Source organism: Pseudomonas costantinii (genome assembly GCF_001870435.1).
Taxonomy (GTDB): Bacteria; Pseudomonadota; Gammaproteobacteria; order Pseudomonadales; family Pseudomonadaceae; genus Aquipseudomonas; species Aquipseudomonas costantinii.
Genome location: NZ_MDDR01000034.1, coordinates 456,470 through 476,337, shown reverse-complemented (window position 1 = coordinate 476,337; position 19,868 = coordinate 456,470). Strand labels below are relative to the sequence as shown.

Below are 19,868 nucleotides of genomic sequence, written 5' to 3'. Positions count from 1 at the left end.
CTGTGGGAGCCGGGCTTGCCGGCGATAGCATCACCTCGTTGCAACTGATACACCGAGGTGCCTGCATCGCAGGCAAGCCAGTTCCCACAAAAAAGCCCTCGCTCAATTCAATTGAGCGAGGGCTTTTTGTTTTTAGCGGTTAAGGACGCTTGCGATTGCTGATCAGCGTACCCACACCGGTGTCAGTGAAGATTTCCAACAGGATCGCATTCGGTACCCGGCCATCCAGAATAAGTGAGCTACCGACGCCACCTTGCACCGCTTCCAGCGCGCAGCGGATCTTCGGCAGCATGCCACCGTAGATAGTGCCGTCAGCGATCAGTTCGTCGACTTGTTGGGTGGTCAGGCCGGTCAAAACCTTGCCTTCCTTGTCCATCAAGCCAGCGATGTTGGTCAGCAGCATCAGCTTTTCAGCTTTCAGTGCTTCGGCCACTTTGCCCGCTACCAGGTCGGCGTTGATGTTGTAGGACTCACCGTTGGCGCCTACGCCGATTGGCGCGATCACCGGAATGAAGTCGCCTTTGACCAGCAGGTTCAGCAGGTCGGTATTGATACCGATCACTTCGCCAACCTGGCCGATGTCGATGATTTCCGGCTGGGTCATTTCCGGCGTCTGACGGGTAACGGTCAGCTTTTTCGCACGGATCAGTTCCGCATCCTTACCTGTCAGGCCGATGGCGCTGCCGCCGTGACGGTTGATCAGGTTGACGATGTCCTTGTTCACCTGGCCGCCGAGGACCATCTCCACCACATCCATGGTCTGCGCGTCAGTCACGCGCATGCCATCGATGAAGTGACTCTCGATCGACAAGCGCTTGAGTAGGTCGCCGATTTGCGGGCCGCCACCGTGCACCACCACCGGGTTGATCCCCACGGCTTTCATCAACACGATGTCGCGAGCAAAGCCGGTTTTCAGCTCTTCGCTTTCCATGGCATTGCCGCCGTACTTGATCACCAGCGTCTTGCCGACGTAGCGTCGAATGTAAGGCAACGCTTCGGAAAGGACCTTGGCGGTGTTGGCTGCGGCTTCGCGTTCGAGGGTCATTCAGGGCTCCGGTGCAAAAAATCAGAACGGTAATTGGAGATCAGGGGCAACACGTTTCAACTGGGCGTGGAACACGTCCTTGATGCGCTGCAACTGCGCCTCGGTATCCGCCTCGAAACGCAGGACCAGTACCGGTGTGGTATTGGACGCGCGAACCAGGCCCCAGCCTTGGGCGTAATCGACTCGCACACCATCAATGGTGGTCAGGTTGGCGCCTTCGCCCCATTGCGCATCGTGCAGTGCGTCAATGATGCTGAATTTGCTCTCCTCGGTCACATGGATATTGATCTCTGGCGTAGAAATATCATTCGGGAAGGTCTGAAACAGCTCCTGCGCGGTAGATTTTTCCTTGCTGAGGATCTCCAGCAGACGGGCGGCGCTGTAAATGCCGTCGTCAAACCCGAACCAGCGTTCCTTGAAGAACACGTGGCCACTCATTTCGCCGGCCAGCAAGGCACCGGTTTCCTTCATTTTCTTTTTGATCAACGAGTGACCGGTCTTCCACATTAGCGGGCGACCGCCGTATTCCTTGATCAGCGGCGTGAGGCGGCGAGTGCATTTCACGTCGAAGATGATTTCGGCGTTAGGGTTGCGCGCCACAACGTCACGGGCGAACAGCATCAGCAGGCGGTCGGCGAATACATTCTCGCCGGTGTCTGTCACCACGCCGACGCGATCGCCGTCACCGTCGAAGGCCAGCCCCACGTCGGCACCGGTTTCCTTGACCTTGGCGATCAAGTCCACCAGGTTCTCAGGTTTGCCCGGGTCGGGGTGGTGGTTGGGGAAATTGCCGTCGACGTCGCAGAACAGCGGAATCACTTCGCAGTTCAGCGCTTCGAGCAGTTGCGGAGCGATCACGCCGGCCGCGCCGTTGCCGCAGTCCACCACCACCTTCAGGCGGCGAGCGAGTTTGACGTCGCGGGTGATTTCATCCGAGTAGCGCTGAAGAATGTCGACTTTGGTGATGCTGCCTTCACCGCTGGTCAGGTCGTTGGTCTTGAGGCGGGTGTGCAGGGCCTGGATCTGCTCGTTGGCCAGGGTGTCGCCGGCGATGACAATCTTGAAACCGTTGTAGTCCGACGGGTTATGGCTACCCGTGAGCATCACCCCGGATTTGCCGGCCAATACGTTCGCGGCGTAGTACAGCGCAGGCGTTGGCACCAGGCCGACGTCGCTGACATGGCAGCCGCTGTCGGCCAGGCCCTGGATGAGTTGCTCCACCAGTTCCGGGCCGGACAGACGGCCGTCACGGCCTACCGAGACGTTGGGCTCGCCCTGAGCCAAGCTCTGGGAGCCGATGGCGCGACCGATCCAGTAGGCGGTTTCGGCGGTCAAGGTCTTGGGCACTACGCCACGAATGTCGTAGGCGCGAAAAATGCTGTCAGGGAAGGTCGGGGCTACTCGGGCTGCGGTACTCATCGCGGGGGGAAACTCCATCTAAAAAGGGGTAAAGCTGGCCTGAATAGGGCTGACCGGCTGGCTCAAGCTGAAGGGTATGACGGTTTTTTCGGCAGAGAGTTCGTGATGCAAAGATGCCATCGGAGTGCTGATTTTGCGTTGGTGGTCGCATAATTCATTGATTCCACTGGGGAAATCTCGCTGATTAAGTCCGCGCATTCTTCATCCTGAAAAGCCTTGCGGTGGCATCAGGCCGGACAATGGCGCCCAGCCTGATTCAGCTTAGTCAGTGGCTGCCGGAATGCCCGAAACCGCCTGCGCCGCGCTGAGTCTCATCGAACTCCTGCACCAGTTCGAAATGCGCTTGCACTACCGGCACCAGCACTAGTTGGGCAATGCGCTCACCGATGGCGATGTTGAAGGCGGTCTGACCACGGTTCCAGCACGACACCATCAACTCGCCCTGGTAGTCGGAGTCGATCAGGCCAACGAGGTTGCCCAGCACGATGCCGTGTTTGTGGCCCAGGCCGGAGCGCGGCAGGATCAGCGCCGCCAGGCCCGGGTCGCCGACGTAGATCGACAGGCCGGTAGGGATCAGGATGGTCTGGCCTGGCTCGAGGACGGTGTCTTCCTTGAGCATGGCGCGCAGGTCCAGGCCAGCGGAGCCCGGTGTGGCGTAGGCTGGCAGTGGGAATTCGCTGCCGATGCGTGGGTCGAGGATCTTGGCTTGCAAAGCGTGCATGGAAATTAAACCTGGTTCAGCCGTTGGGCGATAAATGAGATCAGTTGGCGGGCAATCTTGCCCTTGCTGGTCTGGGCGAAAAGGGTGGCATGCAGGTCGCGATCGATCACGCTGCAGGCGTTTTCCTCGCTGTTGAAGCCGATGCTCGGGTTGGCGACATCATTGGCAACGATCAGGTCGAGGTTTTTGTCTTTCAATTTGCGCGCGGCGTAGTCCAGCAGGTGCTCAGTCTCGGCGGCAAAACCGACGCTGAACGGACGGTCCGGGCGAGTGGCAATGGTCGCCAGAATGTCCGGGTTGCGCACCATTTGCAGGAGCAGGCCGTCGCCGCTTGTAGGGTCTTTCTTGAGCTTTTGCGGTGCAACGACTTCCGGGCGGTAATCCGCAACCGCTGCCGAGGCGATAAACAGGTCGCAGGGAATTGCCGCCTCACAGGCCGCCAGCATGTCTCGGGCGCTGACTACGTCGATTCGCGTGACGCGATCGGGGGTCGGCAAATGCACCGGACCGGTGATCAGGGTGACGCGCGCGCCTGCCTCGACCGCCGCTTCCGCCAGGGCAAAGCCCATTTTCCCTGAGCTATGGTTGGTGATGTAGCGCACCGGGTCGATGTTTTCCTGGGTCGGGCCGGCGGTAATCAACACGTGCTTGCCGGTCAGGGCCAGGTGCTGGAAGCACTCGGCGGCGCACAGCGCGAGGTCAGTGGCTTCGAGCATGCGGCCCATGCCGACGTCGCCGCAGGCCTGGCTGCCGGACGCCGGGCCGAACACCTTGAGGCCACGGCTTTGCAGGAGCTGGGTGTTGGCTTGGGTGGCCGGGTCGCGCCACATGGCTTGGTTCATGGCCGGGGCAATGGCGACGGTGGCGTCGGTGGCCAGTACCAGGGTGGTCAGCAGGTCATCGGCAATGCCTTGGGCCAAACGAGCGATCAGGTCGGCAGTGGCCGGGGCGATCAGTACCAGGTCGGCCCATTTGGCCAACTCGATATGGCCCATGGCGGCTTCGGCCGCCGGGTCCAGCAGGTCGAGGTGAACCGGGTGGCCGGAGAGGGCTTGCATGGTCAGCGGGGTGATGAACTCACTGCCGCCGCGGGTCATGACCACGCGCACTTCTGCGCCCTGGTCCAGGAGCCTGCGAACCAGCTCTGCGCTCTTGTAGGCGGCAATGCCGCCGCCGACGCCGAGAACGATGCGTTTCCGATACAGACGCTGCATTGGTTTGCCTTTCCAGTTCAGTGATGCCAGTTCAGTGACGCCTGCGATGCCCCCTCCCCAGGGGAAATCGCAGGCAAAAAAGAGGGCTTAAGATAACACAGCGTCCGCTCGGCAACAGCGGCGCACGTGCACATGGAGGTGGGATGAGTATTCGTGATTGGCCCGTAGCGGAGCGTCCACGGGAGAAGCTTTTGGAGTGGGGCGCGGCGAGTCTGTCCGATGCCGAGCTGTTGGCGATCTTTCTGCGTACCGGGGTTTCCGGCAAAAGCGCGGTCGACCTGGCGCGCCATCTATTGGCGCAATTCGGCGGTCTTCGCCCACTGCTGGAGTCTAGCCAGACACTGTTCAGCCAGCACTTGGGGCTGGGGCCGGCGAAGTTCGCCCAGTTGCAGGCGGTGCTGGAAATGTCCCGGCGCCATCTGGCCGAGCGCTTGCGCAGTGATTCGGTGTTGGAGAGTCCGCTGGCCGTGCGCGACTACCTCAAGGCGCTGTTGCGTCATGAGCCCCACGAGATCTTCGGCTGTCTGTTTCTTGACTCAAGGCATCGGGTGTTGGGTTTCGAGGCGTTATTCCAGGGCACCATCGATGCCGCTGTGGTTTACCCCCGGCAAGTGGTCAAGCGTGCCTTGGCGTACAACGCGGCAGCGTTGATCCTCTGCCACAACCATCCTTCCGGGAGCGTCGAGCCGAGTGCAGCTGATCGAAAATTAACCAAATTGCTGCAAAAGGCTTTGGAAGTGGTGGATGTGCGGGTGCTGGATCACATCATCGTCGGTGATGGTGACCCGCTGTCGATGGCCGAATATGGGTGGATGTAACCCCGCGTTGTCAGGGCGGGGTTGGTTCTCAGGGTTTGACGCTGACCTTGGAGAAATCCTGCCGCCCAAACGGGCTCACCTCATATCCTTCGACATTCTTGCGTGCCAGGGCAAACGCCGTCGGGTGTGCCAGCGGGAGCCACAATGCCTGCTGTTGGATCTGCGCCTGGGCTTGTTGATAGAGCTTGCTGCGTACACCTTGCTCGCTGGTGGTCTTGCCGGCGCTGATCAACTTGTCCAGGGCCGGGTCGCAATAGCGGGCGAAGTTGGTACCGGACTTCACCGCCGCGCAGGAGAACTGCGGGGTCAGGAAGTTATCCGGGTCGCCGTTGTCGCCGGCCCAGCCCATGAACAGCAGGTCGTGCTCGCCCGCTTTGGCTCGGCGAATCAGCTCGCCCCATTCGATCACGCGAATCTCGGCCTGGATGCCGACCTTGGCCAAGTCAGCCTGCAACAGTTGTGCGCCGAGATTTGGGTTCGGGTTGAGCAAGCTGCCCGTCGGGCGCGTCCAGATAGTGGTTTTGAAGCCGTCCTTGAGCCCGGCTCGGTCCAGCAGGGCCTTGGCCTTGGCGAGGTCCTGTGGATAACCCGGCAAGTCCTTGGCGTAACTCCAGGTATTGGGTGGGTAAGGGCCGTTGGCGGCTTCAGCGGTGCCTTCAAACACGGCCTTGAGGTAGCTGGTTTTGTCGAAGGCCAGGTTGATTGCCTGGCGCACTTCCGGCTTGTCCAAGGGTGGATGCTGGCTGTTGATTGCGACGAACGCGGTCATGAAGGCAGCGGTTTTTTCCACCTTGAGTGCGGGGTCTTTTTTGGCTTCGCCCACATCCAGGGGCTTGGGTGACAGGGCGATCTGGCATTCGTCGCGATGCAGTTTCTGCAGGCGCACATTGGCGTCCGGGGTGATCGCGAAGATCAAGTTATCCACAGACGGTTTACCGGCGAAGTACTCCGGGTTGGCTTTGTAGCGCACCACGGCATCTTTCTGGAAGCGCACAAAAACGAACGGGCCTGTGCCGATCGGTTGGCTGTTGAGCTTCTCCGGCGTGCCGGCCTTGAGCAGTTTGTCGGCGTATTCCGCCGGGTAGATTGAGGCAAAGCCCATGCTCAGGGCGGCAAGGAAGGTGGAGTCCGCGTGATCCAGGGTAAAGCGTACGGTCAGGGGGTCGAGGGCGTCGATCTTCTTGATCAGTGCCGGCAATTGTAGAGATTGCGCATGCGGGAAGCCGCTCTGGGCAATCTTGTGCCACGGGTTGGCCGGGTCGAGCATGCGTTCAAAGCTGAAGCGCACGTCTTCGGCGGTCAGGGTGCGGCTTGGGGTGAAGTATTCGGTGCGATGGAATTTCACATCGGGGTGCAGTTTGAAGGTATACGTCAGGCCATCCGGCGAGACTTCCCAGCTATCCGCAAGGCTCGGCACCAGCTTGCCGCTTGCCGCGTCGTAGTCCACCAGGCGGTTCATCAGCACGTCGGCTGAGGCGTTGGTGGTGGTCAGCGAGTTGTATTGCACCACATCAAACCCTTCGGGGCTGGCCTCGGTGCAAACGCTCAGACTCGTGGCCGCCTGGGCCAGCGGCGCGATAAATAGAGGGGCAAGCAATAGCGGTAGGGCAGCGAGGCGCATGTTCGGTTTCCTTTGCAGATCGAAGGCCCATCTGCGAGTGCAGTCTGGAAAAGTCCTACCGTAGTGGTCTGATTGATAAATGACTAGCCCATTTTTGCCTGTGCTTTTGCCTCAAATGCTGTTTTGATGGCGCCTCAGCGCGTTTCGCCGTGCACTTTCCAGTGCGCTCGGGCGCTGTAAATCATTCTGTGCGACGAGTGGTCGGCTGTTACAGCGGCCCCTCCTGGCAACGGTTCAGGCGCCTTCCGCCAGGATTTACGCTGGTAAAAACTCACGGGCTGTTGTTGCACCGGGGTCTTTCTGGTATAAAGCAGCGCTCTTTTCTAGGGGCCCGGTTCCTTCGCTTGTAGGTGTAGCCGGTAAGACCCTAAAGAAACGCGGCGCCTGGCGCCAAATGACTGAGAGATTAAGCGGCCAACCCATGCCGGGTTGGGCATGTGGTTTTAGAGGGCTGAGGCATGTCGAGAGTATGTCAAGTTACCGGTAAGGGTCCGGTGACTGGGAATAACATTTCCCACGCAAATAACAAAACCCGTCGTCGTTTCCTGCCAAACCTGCAGCATCACCGCTTCTGGGTTGAAGAAGAGAAACGTTTTGTCCGTCTGCGCGTATCTGCCAAAGGCATGCGCATTATCGACAAGCGTGGCATCACTGTCGTGCTGGCCGAAATCCGTGCCGCTGGCAAGATCTAAGGAGCTCTATCATGCGTGAATTGATTCGAATGATCTCTAGCGCCGGTACTGGTCACTTCTACACTACCGACAAGAACAAGCGTACTACCCCGGACAAGCTCGAAAAGAAAATGTTCGACCCGCGCGTTCGCAAGCACGTGATCTACAAAGAAGGCAAAATCAAGTAATTGATTTTCTTCCTTGTGAAAAAAAGCCCGTCTCTCACGAGTCGGGCTTTTTTTTGCCTTGAATTTGCCGGTCAGGCTTTCTGTTCGAACACTACGTAGATCTTGCGGCACGCTTCCAGCACTTCCCAAGTGCCGCTGAAGCCGGCGGGGATCACGAATCGGTCGCCGGCGCGCAAAGTCTTGGCGTTGCCATCGGCATCGCGCAGTACGGACACACCCTGCACAATCTCGCAGTACTCATGCTCGGTGTAGTTGACCTTCCACTGCCCGACTTCACCTTCCCAGACTCCGGCGCTCATCTGGCCACAGGGGCTGTTGTAGTGGTTGTAGATCGTTTGCTCGGGGTCGCCCTTGAGGATTTTCTCGGCGGCAGGGCGGTAGCGGTCGGCGGGGGTCTTGGCTTGGCTGAAGTCGACGATGTCCTGGATGCTCATGTGCGTGTCCCGTCTGGCCTGCGGTTGGAGAGCCCAAAGTCTATGTTTATTAAAATGAACATCGCAAGGGCGTTTTCCGCCGTTATGTCAAATATATTGAAACATCCCCAGCTGCTGGTTTAGGGTGGCAGCTGCCTTGAGCCGAACAGCTGGCTGGCCGGGCAAGAATTTTGTGAGGCTGCCGGGGGACATCACCTGGCCCTTGTATTCAATAAGAGGAGGACACTCGCATGACCACCCTGACCCGTGCCGACTGGGAACAACGCGCCAAGGATCTGAAGATCGAAGGCCGCGCCTACATCAATGGCGAGTACACCGCCGCTGTTTCCGGTGACACCTTCGAATGCATCAGCCCGGTCGATGGCCGCCTGCTGGCCACCGTTGCCAGTTGTGACGCCGCCGACGCCCAGCGTGCCGTAGAAAACGCCCGCGCCACCTTCAATTCCGGTGTCTGGTCGCGCCTGGCGCCGGCCAAGCGCAAATCGGTCATGCTCCGTTTCGCCGCGCTGCTCAATGACAATGCCGAAGAGCTGGCGCTGCTCGAAACCCTGGACATGGGCAAGCCGATCACCGACTCCCTGGAAATTGACGTGCCTGGCGCCGCCAATGCCCTGAGCTGGAGCGGTGAGGCGATCGACAAGATCTACGACGAAGTCGCCGCCACCCCCCACAACCAGTTGGGTCTGGTGACCCGCGAGCCGGTTGGCGTGGTGGGTGCCATCGTGCCGTGGAACTTCCCGTTGATGATGGCCTGCTGGAAGCTGGGCCCGGCGCTGTCGACCGGTAACTCGGTGATCCTCAAGCCGTCCGAGAAATCCCCGCTGACCGCGATCCGCATCGCAGCCCTGGCGGTTGAGGCCGGTATTCCAAAAGGCGTGCTGAACGTGCTGCCGGGCTACGGCCACACCGTGGGCAATGCGCTGGCGCTGCACATGGACGTCGACACCCTGGTGTTCACGGGTTCCACCAAGATCGCCAAGCAACTGTTGATTCGATCCGGTGAATCGAACATGAAGCGCGTGTGGCTGGAAGCTGGCGGCAAGAGCCCGAACATCGTGTTCGCCGATGCCCCTGACCTGCAAGCTGCTGCTGAATCCGCCGCTGGTGCCATCGCCTTCAACCAGGGCGAAGTCTGCACCGCCGGTTCGCGCCTGCTCGTAGAGCGCTCCATCAAGGACACATTCCTGCCGCTGGTGATCGAGGCCCTCAAAGGCTGGAAGCCAGGCAACCCGCTGGACCCGGCGACTAACGTTGGTGCACTGGTGGACACCCAACAGTTGAACACTGTGCTTTCGTACATCGAAGCCGGTCACGCCGACGGCGCCAAACTGGTAGCCGGTGGCAAGCGCACCCTGGAAGAAACCGGTGGCACCTACGTCGAGCCGACGATTTTCGACGGTGTGACCAATGCCATGAAGATCGCCAAGGAAGAGATCTTTGGCCCAGTCCTGTCGGTGATCACCTTCGACAGCGCCGAAGAAGCCATCGCCATCGCCAACGACACTATCTACGGCCTCGCCGCAGCCGTGTGGACAGCGGACATCTCCAAGGCGCACCTGACCGCCAAGGCCCTGCGCGCCGGTAGCGTGTGGGTCAACCAGTATGACGGCGGCGATATGACTGCACCGTTTGGTGGTTTCAAGCAGTCGGGTAATGGCCGTGACAAGTCGCTGCATGCGTTCGACAAATACACTGAGCTGAAGTCGACCTGGATCAAGCTCTAAGCAACACCGCTGATCCTCTGTAGGAGCGAGCTTGTGTGGGAGCTGGCTTGCCTGCGATAGCATCACCGAGGTGTGACTGACACACCGAGGTGCCTGTATCGCGGGCAAGCCCGGCTTCCACATAAGCTCGCTCCTACAGTTCGTTTAAAACCCTGAAAAAATAATCCACAGGAGCGTGGAAATGCGTTGGGCGACTTATTTCGCCGTCCTGGCCTCGGTGCTGAGCGTCGGCTTGGCCCTGGGCGTCAGCATGCCTTTGGTGTCCCTGCGCCTAGAAGGCTGGGGCTACGGTAGCTTCGCCATTGGTGTGATGGCGGCGATGCCTGCCTTCGGCGTGCTGCTGGGGGCGAAGGTCTCCAGCCGGATGGCCTCATGGCTGGGCACCGCCAACCTGATGCGTTTGTGCCTGTGGGCCGGCGCCGTCTCCATCGGCTTGCTGGCAATCCTGCCCAGCTACCCGGTTTGGTTGGTGCTGCGGCTGATGATCGGAGTGATCCTGACCATCGTGTTTATCCTCGGTGAAAGCTGGATCAACCAGTTGGTGGTGGAGCAATGGCGTGGCCGGTTGGTGGCACTGTATGGCTGCACCTATGCCTTGAGCCAGCTGTCGGGCCCGTTGCTGCTGGGCGTGCTGGGTACCGACCATGATTATGGTTTCTGGGTGGGCGTGGGCTTGCTGATGGTCGCACCGCTGCTGTTGCTGGGGCGCTCCGGCGCACCGACTGCCGAATCCTTCAGCGTGACCTTCGTCGACCTGTGGCGCTTTTGCCAGAGCCTGCCGGCGATTGCCTGGGCGGTGGCATTGTTCGCTGCGTTCGAGGCGATGATTCTGACGCTGCTGCCGGTGTATTGCCTGCAACAGGGCTTCACCGCCGAGATCGCCTTGGCGATGGTCAGCACGGTGGTGGTCGGCGACGCACTGCTGCAATTGCCCATCGGTGCGCTGGCGGACTACTTGCCGCGACGCACGCTGTTTTTGAGTTGTGCGGTGTTGTTGCTGGCATCGAGCCTGGCAATTCCACTGTTGATGCACACGCTGCTGATCTGGCCGGTGTGGGTGCTATTCGGCGCCAGTGCGGGCGGGTTGTTCACGCTGTCGCTGATTCTGATCGGCGAGCGTTACCGCGACGATGAGCTGGTGCGCGCCAATGCTCACATTGCGCAGCTGTGGGGCATCGGCTGCCTGATCGGGCCGCTGGTGGCGGGCGCGGGTAGCCAGTGGATCAGCGGGCATGCATTGCCGCTGCTGATGGCGGCTGGAGCGCTGGGTCTGGTGGTGTTGCTATTGCGCCAGGGTGCATTCGGCGCTGCGCAACCGGCCTAGAGCATGCGCTCCAGGCCAACACTGGTGGCGAACCAGGCGTTGAATCGGCGCCACCAACTGCCTGGCTCACGGGTCAGGGTGTGCAATTGGCCGTTATCCTCGGTCTCCCACACCACTTGGCCGTCCTGCAGTTTCGCCTCATAGCTCAAGGCTGGGGCCATACCTTGCAGTGCCAGGTTGCGCAGATGCTCCGCCAACTCGGGGCTGTCCACCAATACGCCGACTTCGGTGTTCCACAGCACCGAGCGCGGGTCGAAGTTGAACGAGCCGATAAACGACTTCTCCCGATCAAAGATCATCGCTTTGCTATGCAGGCTCGAGTCCGAGCCGTGAAAGGTGCCCCGGCGAAACAGGTGCGGGCCGCTGCCACTTGGGACGTCGCCCGGTTGGCGGCGCAGTTCATAGAGTTTCACGCCGTGCTCCAGCAGCGCCTTGCGATAAGGCGCATAGCCGCCGTGCACGGCCGGTACGTCGGTGGCCTCCAGGGAGTTGGTCAGCAGGCTCACCGACACACCGGCATCGGCGCGACCGGTGAGGTACACCAGCCCGGGTTGCCCAGGTACGAAATACGCCGAAATCATCATCAGCTCGCGGCTTACCCCTTCCAGCTCCGGTGCCAGTTGGGTGGTGAGCAACAAGCGCGGGTCTGGATCAGCCTTGGCCAACACCTTGCTCGGCGCGTCCCACAGCGCCTGGTTCCAGGCCCAGATCAACTCGCGGCGCCAGATGTCCATGCGCGGTCGGGTCTGGTAGGTACGCAAGCGGTTGTACAGGGCGTGGTTCTGCTGGCGTGATTCGGCCAGTGAGTCTTGCAGGCGCACACGTGCAGCAGCCAAGTCGCCCTTGGACGGGCTGCTTGAGACGAATTCATCAATGGGTTTGCTCAGCGCGCTGTTCCAGTACTGGTCGAAACTGTGGCCCAGTTGCTCGGCCACCGGACCCACGCTGAGCATGTCGATATCGGTGAAGTTCAGGTTGGGTTCGGCGTCGAAATACTCGTCCCCCAGGTTGCGCCCGCCGACGATCGCCACGCTGTTGTCCGCCAGCCACAGCTTGTTGTGCATGCGCCGATGTTGCAGTGACAGGTTGAACAAGCGGCCCATGGCCCGCGTCACACCGGTGCTGCGCCCCAGGTGCAATGGGTTGAACAGGCGAATTTCGATCTTGGGATGGGCGGCGAGGGTGGCGATGATCTGGTCGAGGCCGTCGCTGGTGGTGTCGTCCAGCAGGATGCGGATGCGCACGCCTCGGTCGGCGGCCTTGAGCAGTTCATCCACGAGCATGCGGGTGCTGATGCCGTCGTGGACGATGTAGTACTGCAGGTCGAGGCTGGTCTGGGCGTTGCGGATCAACTCGGCACGGGCCATGAACGCCTCGTTGCTGTTGGGCAGCAGGCGAAAGCCGGAGCGTCCCTGATACGGTGCGGCCTGGGCCTGGATCGAGCGGCCGAATGACGATTGCGCAGCGGGCAGGGCGTCGCTGGGTATGCGCGGTACATCCACCGTGGCGCAGCCGCACAAGCCCAGAGCGCCCAGCAGCAAAAGCGGTAAAAGCCGTCGGATCATCAAGGGCGCTGCTTCCAGGTCTGGGCGATTGTCGGCATATGACGGCTATTTTTCGCGAAAGGTCAGTCCTGCGCCTCGGCCAGCATCTTGATTGCGGCAGCACCGACCTTGCGCACCGCCTCTTCGATCTGCGGGGTTGGCTTGGCAGCGTAGTTCATGCGCAGGCAGTTCCGGTACTTGCCGGAAGCAGAAAAGATACTTCCCACGGCCACCTGTACGCCTTGTTCCACCAACACGCGATTGAGTTTGAGGGTATCGAAGCCCTCCGGCAGTTCTATCCACAGCATGAAACTGCCCTGGGGCCGACTGGCGCGAGTGCCCGCCGGGAAGTAGCGGCTGACCCAGTCGAGCATCAAGTCGCGATTGCGCTGGTATTGGGTGCGCATCCGCCGTAAATGCGGTTCGAAATGACCGTTCTTGAGGAACTCTGCAATCGCGATCTGCGGCTGTGTAGCGGTGGAGCCGGTGCTGATGTATTTCATGTGCAGCACCCGCTCCAAGTATCGGCCGGGTGCGACCCAGCCAATACGCAGGCCTGGCGCCAGGGTTTTCGAGAAGGAACTGCAAAGCAGTACACGGCCATCTTCGTCGAAGGATTTGATCGTGCGCGGGCGCGGATAGCTGTAGGCCAGTTCGCCATACACATCGTCTTCGATGATCGCCACGTCAAAGCGCTGGGCCAGGGTCAGCAGTGCCCGTTTGCGTGCCTCCGGCATGATGTAGCCAAGCGGGTTGTTGCAGTTGGGGGTCAATTGAATGACCTTGATTGGCCACTGTTCCAAGGCCAATTCCAGTGCTTCGAGGCTGATGCCGGTGATCGGGTCCGTTGGGATCTCCAAGGCCTTCATACCCAGGCCTTTAAGCGTTTGCATGGCGCCGTGGAAGCTCGGCGAGTCGACGGCGACGATATCCCCAGGTTGGCAAATGGCATGAATGCTGGCGGACAGCGCCTCATGGCAGCCGGTGGTGATGACGATATCTTCGGCGTTCAGTTGGCAGCCGGAATCCAAAGACAGCCGGGCGATTTGCTCACGCAATTCCATACAGCCGAGGATGTTGTCGTAATACAGCCCAGGCAGGTCCTGACGTCGACTGACGCGCGCCAGGCTGCGCAGCAGCGGTTTGAGGGTGGGCGACAATACATCCGGCATACCGCGACCCATCTGTATGACATCTTTGCGCGGCACCGCGCGAATCAGTTCCAGCACCTGATCCCACTGGGAAATTTCCACCGGCCGTTGGGCCGGGCGACCGACCTCGGGCAGGGCCGGCAGCTCACGACCAACGGGTACAAAGTAACCGGACTTGGGCTTGGGCATTGCCAGGCCGTTGTCTTCCAGCATGCGATACGCCTGCTGCACGGTGCTGAGGCTCACCCCGTGTTCCACACTCAAGGCCCGCACAGAGGGCAAGCGATCCCCAGGGCGATAGAAGCCCTGTTCGATGCGGGTGCCCAGCAATTCGGCGAGGTTGACGTAAAGGGTCATGGCGGTCGCTCCCAACGGACCAGTACAGATAGGGGGAAAATACAGGATTCAGCGGTCCAAAGGCAGTGCCTGTATGGATTTAATAAAATTGGTTTGAATCTGTAATGGTTTTGCTCGCTCGCCCATTCTAGTCACTCATGGCAACAAGCAAATGAGGGACGACAAAATGAGCGGCATGAGCGATGTGCGGTTGGCGTTACACAGTCAGGAATTAGAGTCGGGGCAGGAGCGGGCACTGTCGGCGCCCAGCGGTCGTGGCTGGAGTCTGTTCTGGCACCGCAGCCACACCCGCAAGGCATTGCTGAATCTGACGGTCGAGCAATTGCGCGATATCGGGTTAACCGCTGAACAAGCGCGCCAGGAAGGCGTGAAGCCTTTCTGGCGCGGCTGATTCACACCCATTCTTTGAAGCGGTGCCAGAGCATCCCCAGCGCTAACAGCGGCGAACGCAGATGTTTGCCGCCGGGGAAGGTGATGTGTGGCACCTGCGCAAACAGATCGAAGCGGCCCTGCTGCTGGCCGCTGATGGCTTCGGCCAGCAGCTTGCCCGCCAGGTGCGTGGCATTGAGGCCATGGCCGGCGTAGGCCTGGGCGTAATACACATTGGGTTGGTCCGCCAATCGGCCGATCTGCGGCAAGCGGTTGGCGCCGATCCCGATCATGCCGCCCCACTGGTAGTCGATCTTCACGTCGGCCAGTTGCGGGAATACCTTGAGCATTTTCGGGCGCATGTAGGCACCGATGTCCTGAGGATCGCGACCTGAGTAGTGGCAGGCACCCCCGAACAACAGGCGGCGATCGGCGGACAGTCGGAAGTAATCGACGGTTACCCGCTGATCACACACAGCCATGTTCTGCGGCAGCAGGTTGGCGGCCTGGGCTTCACTCAACGGTTCGGTGGCGATGATGTAGCTGCCGGCGGGCAGCACTTTTCCGCTCAATTGCGGGTTCAGGCCATTGAGGTAGGCATTGCAGGCCAGTACCAGGGTCTTGGCGCGCACGTTGCCAAGGGCAGTGTGCACGTTGACCTCGGGGCCGTAGTCGATGCGCGTCACTTCGGACTGTTCGAACAGCTTCACGCCCAGCTGCTGGGCGGCGGCCGCTTCGCCGAGTGCCAGGTTCAGTGGATGCAAGTGGCCGGAGCCCATGTCGATCATGCCGCCTACGTAGCGGTCGGAACCGATCACGCTGCTCATCTCGCCGGCTTGCAGCAAACGTACTTCATGGCGATAGCCCAGGCTGCGCAGTTCTTCGGCGTCTTCGGCCAGGCCTTGCAGGTCGCGGGGCTTGTTGGCGAGGTCGCAGTAGCCCCAGGTCAGGTCGCAGGGGATCTGATAGCGCTCGACGCGCTCACGCACGATCTCCACGGCCTCCAGCCCCATCAACTTCATCTGGCGCACGCCGTCGCTGCCGATCACGTTGGCGAACTGGTCCAGGCCATGGCCGACGCCGCGAATCAACTGGCCGCCATTACGCCCGCTGGCGCCCCAGCCGATCTTGCGCGCTTCCAGCAACACCACGCTGAAGCCGCGCTCGGCCAGTTCCAGGGCGGTGTTAAGCCCGGAATAACCACCGCCAATCACGCACACATCGGCGCGCATATCGCCGGTCAACGCCGGGTAATCGGGTTGCGGCACGCTGCTGGCGGCATAGTAGGAAGCGGTGTGCCGGGCGCTGGCAGTCATGGGGAGCATCCCTGTTTGGAAAATTTGACGCAGGATACAGCGGTCGGGTGAAGCTGTCTGTGCAGAGCCTTTTGCGGCAGAATCCACGCCTATTCGCCGTTCGGTACTTGTTTCGATGAGTTGCAACAGTCAGAAAATCAGCGCGCTGCGCCGACAGATTCCTTCGTTCGAGTGCGTCCCAGGTTGCCACGACTGCTGTGGGCCGGTGACCACCTCGCCCGAGGAAATGTCGCGCCTGCCGCGTAAAACCGCTGCCGAGCAGGACGCGGCCATGGATGAGCTGAACTGCGTGCACCTGGGGCCGAACGGCTGCACGGTGTATGACGAGCGCCCGCTGATCTGTCGGTTGTTTGGGACCACCAAGACCTTGCCGTGCCCCAATGGGCGGCGGCCGGTGGAGCTGATTCATCCCAGGGTGGAAAAGCAAATCCATGAGTACATGGCCAGCACTCGGCAGGTACTGGTCTAGCGGATGTACTGGGTCAAAATGTAGGCGCTGGCTCAGTCAGTCCGGGATCGGCAGATTCAGGCTCTCCTTCACCTCTTCCATCACGATATAGCTCTTGGATTCCCGCACATGGGGCAGTTTGAGCAGGATATCGCCGAGTAATTTGCGGTATGAAGCCATCTCGGAAATCCGCGCCTTCACCAGGTAGTCGAAGTCGCCTGACACCAAGTGGCACTCCAGCACATGGGGCAGTTTCAGCACGGCGCGGCGGAATTCTTCAAAGGTGTCGCCGGACTTGTAATCGAGGCTGATCTCGACAAATACCAGCAAACTGCCTTTCAAGTGCTGCGGGTTGAGCCGTGCGTTGTAGCCCATGATGATCCCCTCACGCTCCAGCCGGCGTACCCGTTCGGTGCACGGTGTCGTCGACAGTCCGACCTTTTCCCCAAGCTCCGTAAACGAAATACGCCCGTCGGTCTGCAGGATGCGCAGGATGTTGCGGTCGATCTTGTCCAGCTCCCGCTTGGTCTGGGTGTTGGTACGCATAGGGGATACGCCTCTGTGAAAAGGGTTTTTGCCGAGAATTGTCGCCAAATATAAGCAGTTATATAGTGAAATGCACTGGCGATTGCTTTTTATACTGCGCACATCATTGCTCGAACAACACACGTCAGCGGTCAGGCCGCGATGAGGATATAAAAATGCGCGTTCTGGTCTTGGGTAGCGGCGTCATTGGTGTGACCAGTGCCTACTATTTGGCTCGGGCCGGCTTTGAAGTCGTTGTGGTCGACCGTCAGCCAGCCGCTGCCATGGAAACCAGCTTCGCCAACGCAGGCCAAGTGTCCCCAGGTTACGCCTCGCCATGGGCCGCCCCGGGTGTGCCACTCAAAGCCATCAAATGGCTGCTGCAACGCCACGCACCGTTGGCGATCAAGGCCACGGCTGATATCGATCAATATTTGTGGATGGCGCAGATGCTGCGCAACTGCACCGCCAGCCGCTATGCCGTGAACAAGGAGCGCATGGTGCGCCTGTCTGAGTACAGCCGCGATTGCCTCGACGAACTGCGCGCCGAGACCGGTATTGCCTACGAAGGCCGCAGCCTCGGTACTACCCAGCTGTTCCGCACCCAGGCCCAGCTTGATGGCGCCGCCAAAGACATCGCCGTGCTGAAAGAATCCGGCGTGCCCTTTGAACTACTGGACCGCGCCGGTATTGCTCGTGTTGAGCCAGCCCTGGCCAGCGTTACCGATATTCTAGCGGGTGCGCTGCGCCTGCCGAACGACCAGACCGGCGACTGCCAGATGTTCACCACCCGCCTGGTCGACATGTGCAAGCAACTGGGCGTGGAATTCCGTTTCGAACAAGATATCCAGCGTCTCGACTATGCGGGCGACCGCATCAACGGGGTGTGGATCGACGGCAAGCTGGAAACTGCCGACCGTTACGTGCTGGCCCTCGGCAGTTACTCACCGAAGCTGCTCAAGCCGCTGGGGATCAAGGCGCCGGTTTACCCGCTCAAGGGTTACTCGCTGACCGTGCCTATCACCAACGCGGCGATGGCGCCGACGTCGACCATTCTCGACGAAACCTACAAGGTCGCGATTACCCGTTTCGATAACCGAATCCGTGTGGGCGGCATGGCTGAAATAGCCGGTTTTGACCTGTCGCTGAACCCGCGTCGGCGTGAAACCCTGGAGATGATCGTCAACGACCTTTATCCTCAGGGCGGCGATTTGACCCAAGCTTCGTTCTGGACCGGCCTGCGCCCAACCACACCCGACGGCACGCCGATTGTCGGTGCCACCCCATTCAAGAACCTGTTCCTGAATACTGGCCACGGCACCCTCGGCTGGACCATGGCCTGTGGCTCTGGTCGCTTGTTGGCCGATCTGATTGCGAAGAAAACGCCGCAAATCAGCGCCGAAGGCCTCGATATTTCCCGTTATGGCAACCACCAGGAGTCTGCAAAGCATGTCAATCCAGCGCCAGCTCATCAATGAGCGTTTGAGCCAGATCGTTGTTCACAGCGGCACCGTGTATCTGGCAGGGCAAGTCGGCGACGACATGAGTGCCGGGATTGAAAAACAGACCCGTGAAACGTTGGCCAATATCGAACGTTTGCTCGACCTGGCCGGCACCGACAAAACCAAGTTGCTGTCGGTGACGATTTACTTGAAAGACATCGACGCCGATTTCGCCGGCATGAACGCGGTGTGGGACACATGGTTGCCCAAAGGCGTCGCCCCGGCCCGTGCCACGGTTGAAGCCAAGCTGTGCGAACCGCAAATCCTGGTAGAGCTGTCCGTCGTGGCCGCGCTGCCTTAAGCAAAGATCCCTCTCCCGGCGCCGACGCTGTCTGTCGGTGCCGGTTTTTCTTCTCTCTGCCGCCTAGAAGTCCGCCGCCATGCGTCCTGCCCGTGCCCTGATCGACCTCCAAGCCCTGCGCCATAATTACCAGTTGGCCCGTGAAACCACGGGGGCCAAGGCCCTCGCCGTGGTCAAGGCCGATGCCTATGGGCATGGTGCCGTGCGCGTGGCCCAGGCGCTGGAAGCCGAGGCCGATGGTTTTGCCGTGGCCTGCATCGAAGAGGCACTGGAGCTGCGGGCTGGCGGGATTCGTGCGCCGGTGTTGCTGCTGGAAGGTTTTTTTGAAGCTGATGAGCTGCCGCTGATCATCGAGCATGATTTCTGGTGCGTGGTGCATTCGTTGTGGCAGTTGGAAGCGATCGAGCAAGCCAGGTTGAGCAAGCCTCTGACCATCTGGCTCAAGCTGGATTCGGGCATGCACCGCGTCGGCCTGCATCCCAAGGATTACCACGAGGCCTACCAGCGTCTGCTGGCTAGCGGCAAAGTGGCAAAGATTGTGTTGATGAGCCACTTCGCCCGCGCCGATGAACTCGATTGCGTACGCAGCAATGAACAAGTCGCGGTATTTGAGGCGGCGCGCCAAGGTTTGTCGGCTGAAGTCAGCCTGCGCAACTCGCCGTCGGTGATGGGCTGGCCGAATGTGACCAGCGACTGGGTACGCCCGGGCATCATGCTCTACGGCGCGACGCCGTTTGGCGAAGACCAGGCCGTGGCCGCGCGTTTGCAGCCGGTGATGACTCTGGAATCGAAAGTCATCAGCGTGCGCGAACTGCCGGCTGGCGAGCCGGTGGGCTACGGCGCCAAGTTCATCACGCCCAAGCCGATGCGCATCGGTGTGGTTGCCATGGGTTATGCCGATGGTTACCCACGCCACGCGCCAACCGGCACGCCGGTATGGGTAGCCGGGCAGCGCAGCCAATTGCTGGGCCGGGTGTCGATGGACATGCTGTGCATCGACCTGACGGATGTGCCCCAGGCCGGCCTCGGTTCTACCGTGGAGCTGTGGGGTAAAAATATCCTCGCCAGCGACGTTGCGGTTGCCGCTGAGACCATTCCCTACCAGATCTTCTGCAACCTGCGCCGCGTGCCAAGGCTCTATTGCGGCGCTTAAGCCAACATGACGATCGGAACTGC

At 60.5% G+C, this 19,868-nt stretch carries 19 protein-coding genes and 1 pseudogene; 10 read left to right on the top strand and 10 right to left on the bottom strand.

The annotated features are described in order from the left end of the window. Window positions 1-139: 139 nt before the first annotated feature. From argB to coaBC, 4 genes and pseudogenes are all read right to left on the bottom strand, one after another. Window positions 140-1,045, bottom strand: coding sequence for an acetylglutamate kinase (gene argB / locus BFL40_RS17670; RefSeq protein ID WP_017735763.1), 906 nt, complete (start codon window positions 1,043-1,045; stop codon window positions 140-142). Between the two features lie 21 nt (window positions 1,046-1,066). Beyond that, window positions 1,067-2,482 (bottom strand): annotated as a pseudogene (locus tag BFL40_RS17665) (phosphomannomutase/phosphoglucomutase); the annotation flags it as partial. A 247-nt stretch (window positions 2,483-2,729) separates the two neighbouring features. Then, window positions 2,730-3,185, bottom strand: coding sequence for a dUTP diphosphatase (gene dut / locus BFL40_RS17660; RefSeq protein WP_071485190.1), 456 nt, complete (start codon window positions 3,183-3,185; stop codon window positions 2,730-2,732). Window positions 3,186-3,190: 5 nt separating this feature from the next. After that, window positions 3,191-4,399 carry a bifunctional phosphopantothenoylcysteine decarboxylase/phosphopantothenate--cysteine ligase CoaBC gene (coaBC, locus tag BFL40_RS17655; protein ID WP_016970585.1) on the bottom strand — a complete coding sequence of 403 codons (1,209 nt, stop codon included), beginning with the start codon at window positions 4,397-4,399 and terminating at the stop codon, window positions 3,191-3,193. 143 nt (window positions 4,400-4,542) lie between these two features. On the opposite strand from coaBC, the gene radC reads away from it, so the two are divergent. After that, window positions 4,543-5,217 carry a RadC family protein gene (radC, locus tag BFL40_RS17650; RefSeq protein WP_071485189.1) on the top strand — a complete coding sequence of 225 codons (675 nt, stop codon included), beginning with the start codon at window positions 4,543-4,545 and terminating at the stop codon, window positions 5,215-5,217. Between the two features lie 28 nt (window positions 5,218-5,245). Here the strand turns inward: radC and BFL40_RS17645 are convergent, their stop codons facing one another. Further along, a complete protein-coding gene (locus tag BFL40_RS17645; protein WP_071485188.1) occupies window positions 5,246-6,838 on the bottom strand; it encodes an ABC transporter substrate-binding protein in 1,593 nt (530 codons plus the stop codon). 458 nt (window positions 6,839-7,296) lie between these two features. On the opposite strand from BFL40_RS17645, the gene rpmB reads away from it, so the two are divergent. Continuing rightward, window positions 7,297-7,530, top strand: coding sequence for a 50S ribosomal protein L28 (gene rpmB, locus BFL40_RS17640; RefSeq protein ID WP_003176907.1), 234 nt, complete (start codon window positions 7,297-7,299; stop codon window positions 7,528-7,530). Between the two features lie 11 nt (window positions 7,531-7,541). Then, window positions 7,542-7,697 (top strand): 50S ribosomal protein L33, encoded by a 156-nt coding sequence (rpmG, locus tag BFL40_RS17635; RefSeq protein WP_003176906.1) that lies wholly within the window; start codon window positions 7,542-7,544, stop codon window positions 7,695-7,697. 71 nt (window positions 7,698-7,768) lie between these two features. Here rpmG and BFL40_RS17630 read toward each other — a convergent pair whose 3' ends face one another. Further along, window positions 7,769-8,131, bottom strand: coding sequence for a cupin domain-containing protein (locus tag BFL40_RS17630; RefSeq protein WP_071485187.1), 363 nt, complete (start codon window positions 8,129-8,131; stop codon window positions 7,769-7,771). 230 nt (window positions 8,132-8,361) lie between these two features. Here BFL40_RS17630 and BFL40_RS17625 point away from each other — a divergent pair, with 230 nt between their 5' ends. Both BFL40_RS17625 and BFL40_RS17620 read left to right on the top strand, forming a co-directional pair. After that, entirely contained in the window at window positions 8,362-9,855 is a 1,494-nt protein-coding gene (locus tag BFL40_RS17625) for an aldehyde dehydrogenase (RefSeq protein WP_071485186.1), read from the top strand. 181 nt (window positions 9,856-10,036) lie between these two features. Continuing rightward, a complete protein-coding gene (locus tag BFL40_RS17620; protein WP_071485185.1) occupies window positions 10,037-11,179 on the top strand; it encodes an MFS transporter in 1,143 nt (380 codons plus the stop codon). On the opposite strand, the gene BFL40_RS17615 is transcribed toward BFL40_RS17620, so the two are convergent. Further along, entirely contained in the window at window positions 11,176-12,744 is a 1,569-nt protein-coding gene (locus BFL40_RS17615) for a phospholipase D family protein (protein WP_071485184.1), read from the bottom strand. The genes BFL40_RS17620 and BFL40_RS17615 overlap by 4 nt on opposite strands. A 62-nt stretch (window positions 12,745-12,806) precedes the next feature. Continuing rightward, window positions 12,807-14,231: an aminotransferase-like domain-containing protein gene (locus BFL40_RS17610; RefSeq protein WP_071485183.1), complete on the bottom strand. Its 1,425-nt coding sequence runs from the start codon at window positions 14,229-14,231 to the stop codon at window positions 12,807-12,809. A 166-nt stretch (window positions 14,232-14,397) separates the two neighbouring features. Between BFL40_RS17610 and BFL40_RS17605 the strand changes: the two genes are divergently transcribed. Continuing rightward, the gene (locus BFL40_RS17605; protein WP_071485182.1) at window positions 14,398-14,622 is read left to right on the top strand and encodes a DUF1127 domain-containing protein; all 225 of its coding nucleotides are present in this window, start codon (window positions 14,398-14,400) and stop codon (window positions 14,620-14,622) included. A gap of 1 nt (window position 14,623) precedes the next feature. On the opposite strand, the gene BFL40_RS17600 is transcribed toward BFL40_RS17605, so the two are convergent. Further along, window positions 14,624-15,916: an NAD(P)/FAD-dependent oxidoreductase gene (locus BFL40_RS17600; RefSeq protein ID WP_071485181.1), complete on the bottom strand. Its 1,293-nt coding sequence runs from the start codon at window positions 15,914-15,916 to the stop codon at window positions 14,624-14,626. 115 nt (window positions 15,917-16,031) lie between these two features. Between BFL40_RS17600 and BFL40_RS17595 the strand changes: the two genes are divergently transcribed. Next, window positions 16,032-16,385 (top strand): YkgJ family cysteine cluster protein, encoded by a 354-nt coding sequence (locus tag BFL40_RS17595; RefSeq protein WP_016975913.1) that lies wholly within the window; start codon window positions 16,032-16,034, stop codon window positions 16,383-16,385. A gap of 36 nt (window positions 16,386-16,421) precedes the next feature. Here the strand turns inward: BFL40_RS17595 and BFL40_RS17590 are convergent, their stop codons facing one another. Next, window positions 16,422-16,910 carry an Lrp/AsnC ligand binding domain-containing protein gene (locus BFL40_RS17590; protein WP_003176896.1) on the bottom strand — a complete coding sequence of 163 codons (489 nt, stop codon included), beginning with the start codon at window positions 16,908-16,910 and terminating at the stop codon, window positions 16,422-16,424. 155 nt (window positions 16,911-17,065) lie between these two features. Between BFL40_RS17590 and dadA the strand changes: the two genes are divergently transcribed. The 3 genes from dadA (at window position 17,066) to alr (ending at window position 19,845) form a co-directional block, all read left to right on the top strand. Further along, on the top strand, window positions 17,066-18,367 hold the full coding sequence (gene dadA / locus BFL40_RS17585) for a D-amino acid dehydrogenase (RefSeq protein ID WP_071485180.1): 1,302 nt from the start codon (window positions 17,066-17,068) through the stop codon (window positions 18,365-18,367). Next, entirely contained in the window at window positions 18,339-18,692 is a 354-nt protein-coding gene (locus BFL40_RS17580) for a RidA family protein (RefSeq protein WP_071485179.1), read from the top strand. The genes dadA and BFL40_RS17580 overlap by 29 nt, the downstream gene beginning before the upstream one ends. A gap of 79 nt (window positions 18,693-18,771) precedes the next feature. Beyond that, window positions 18,772-19,845 carry an alanine racemase gene (gene alr / locus BFL40_RS17575; RefSeq protein ID WP_071485178.1) on the top strand — a complete coding sequence of 358 codons (1,074 nt, stop codon included), beginning with the start codon at window positions 18,772-18,774 and terminating at the stop codon, window positions 19,843-19,845. The last annotated feature ends 23 nt before the right edge of the window (window positions 19,846-19,868 follow it).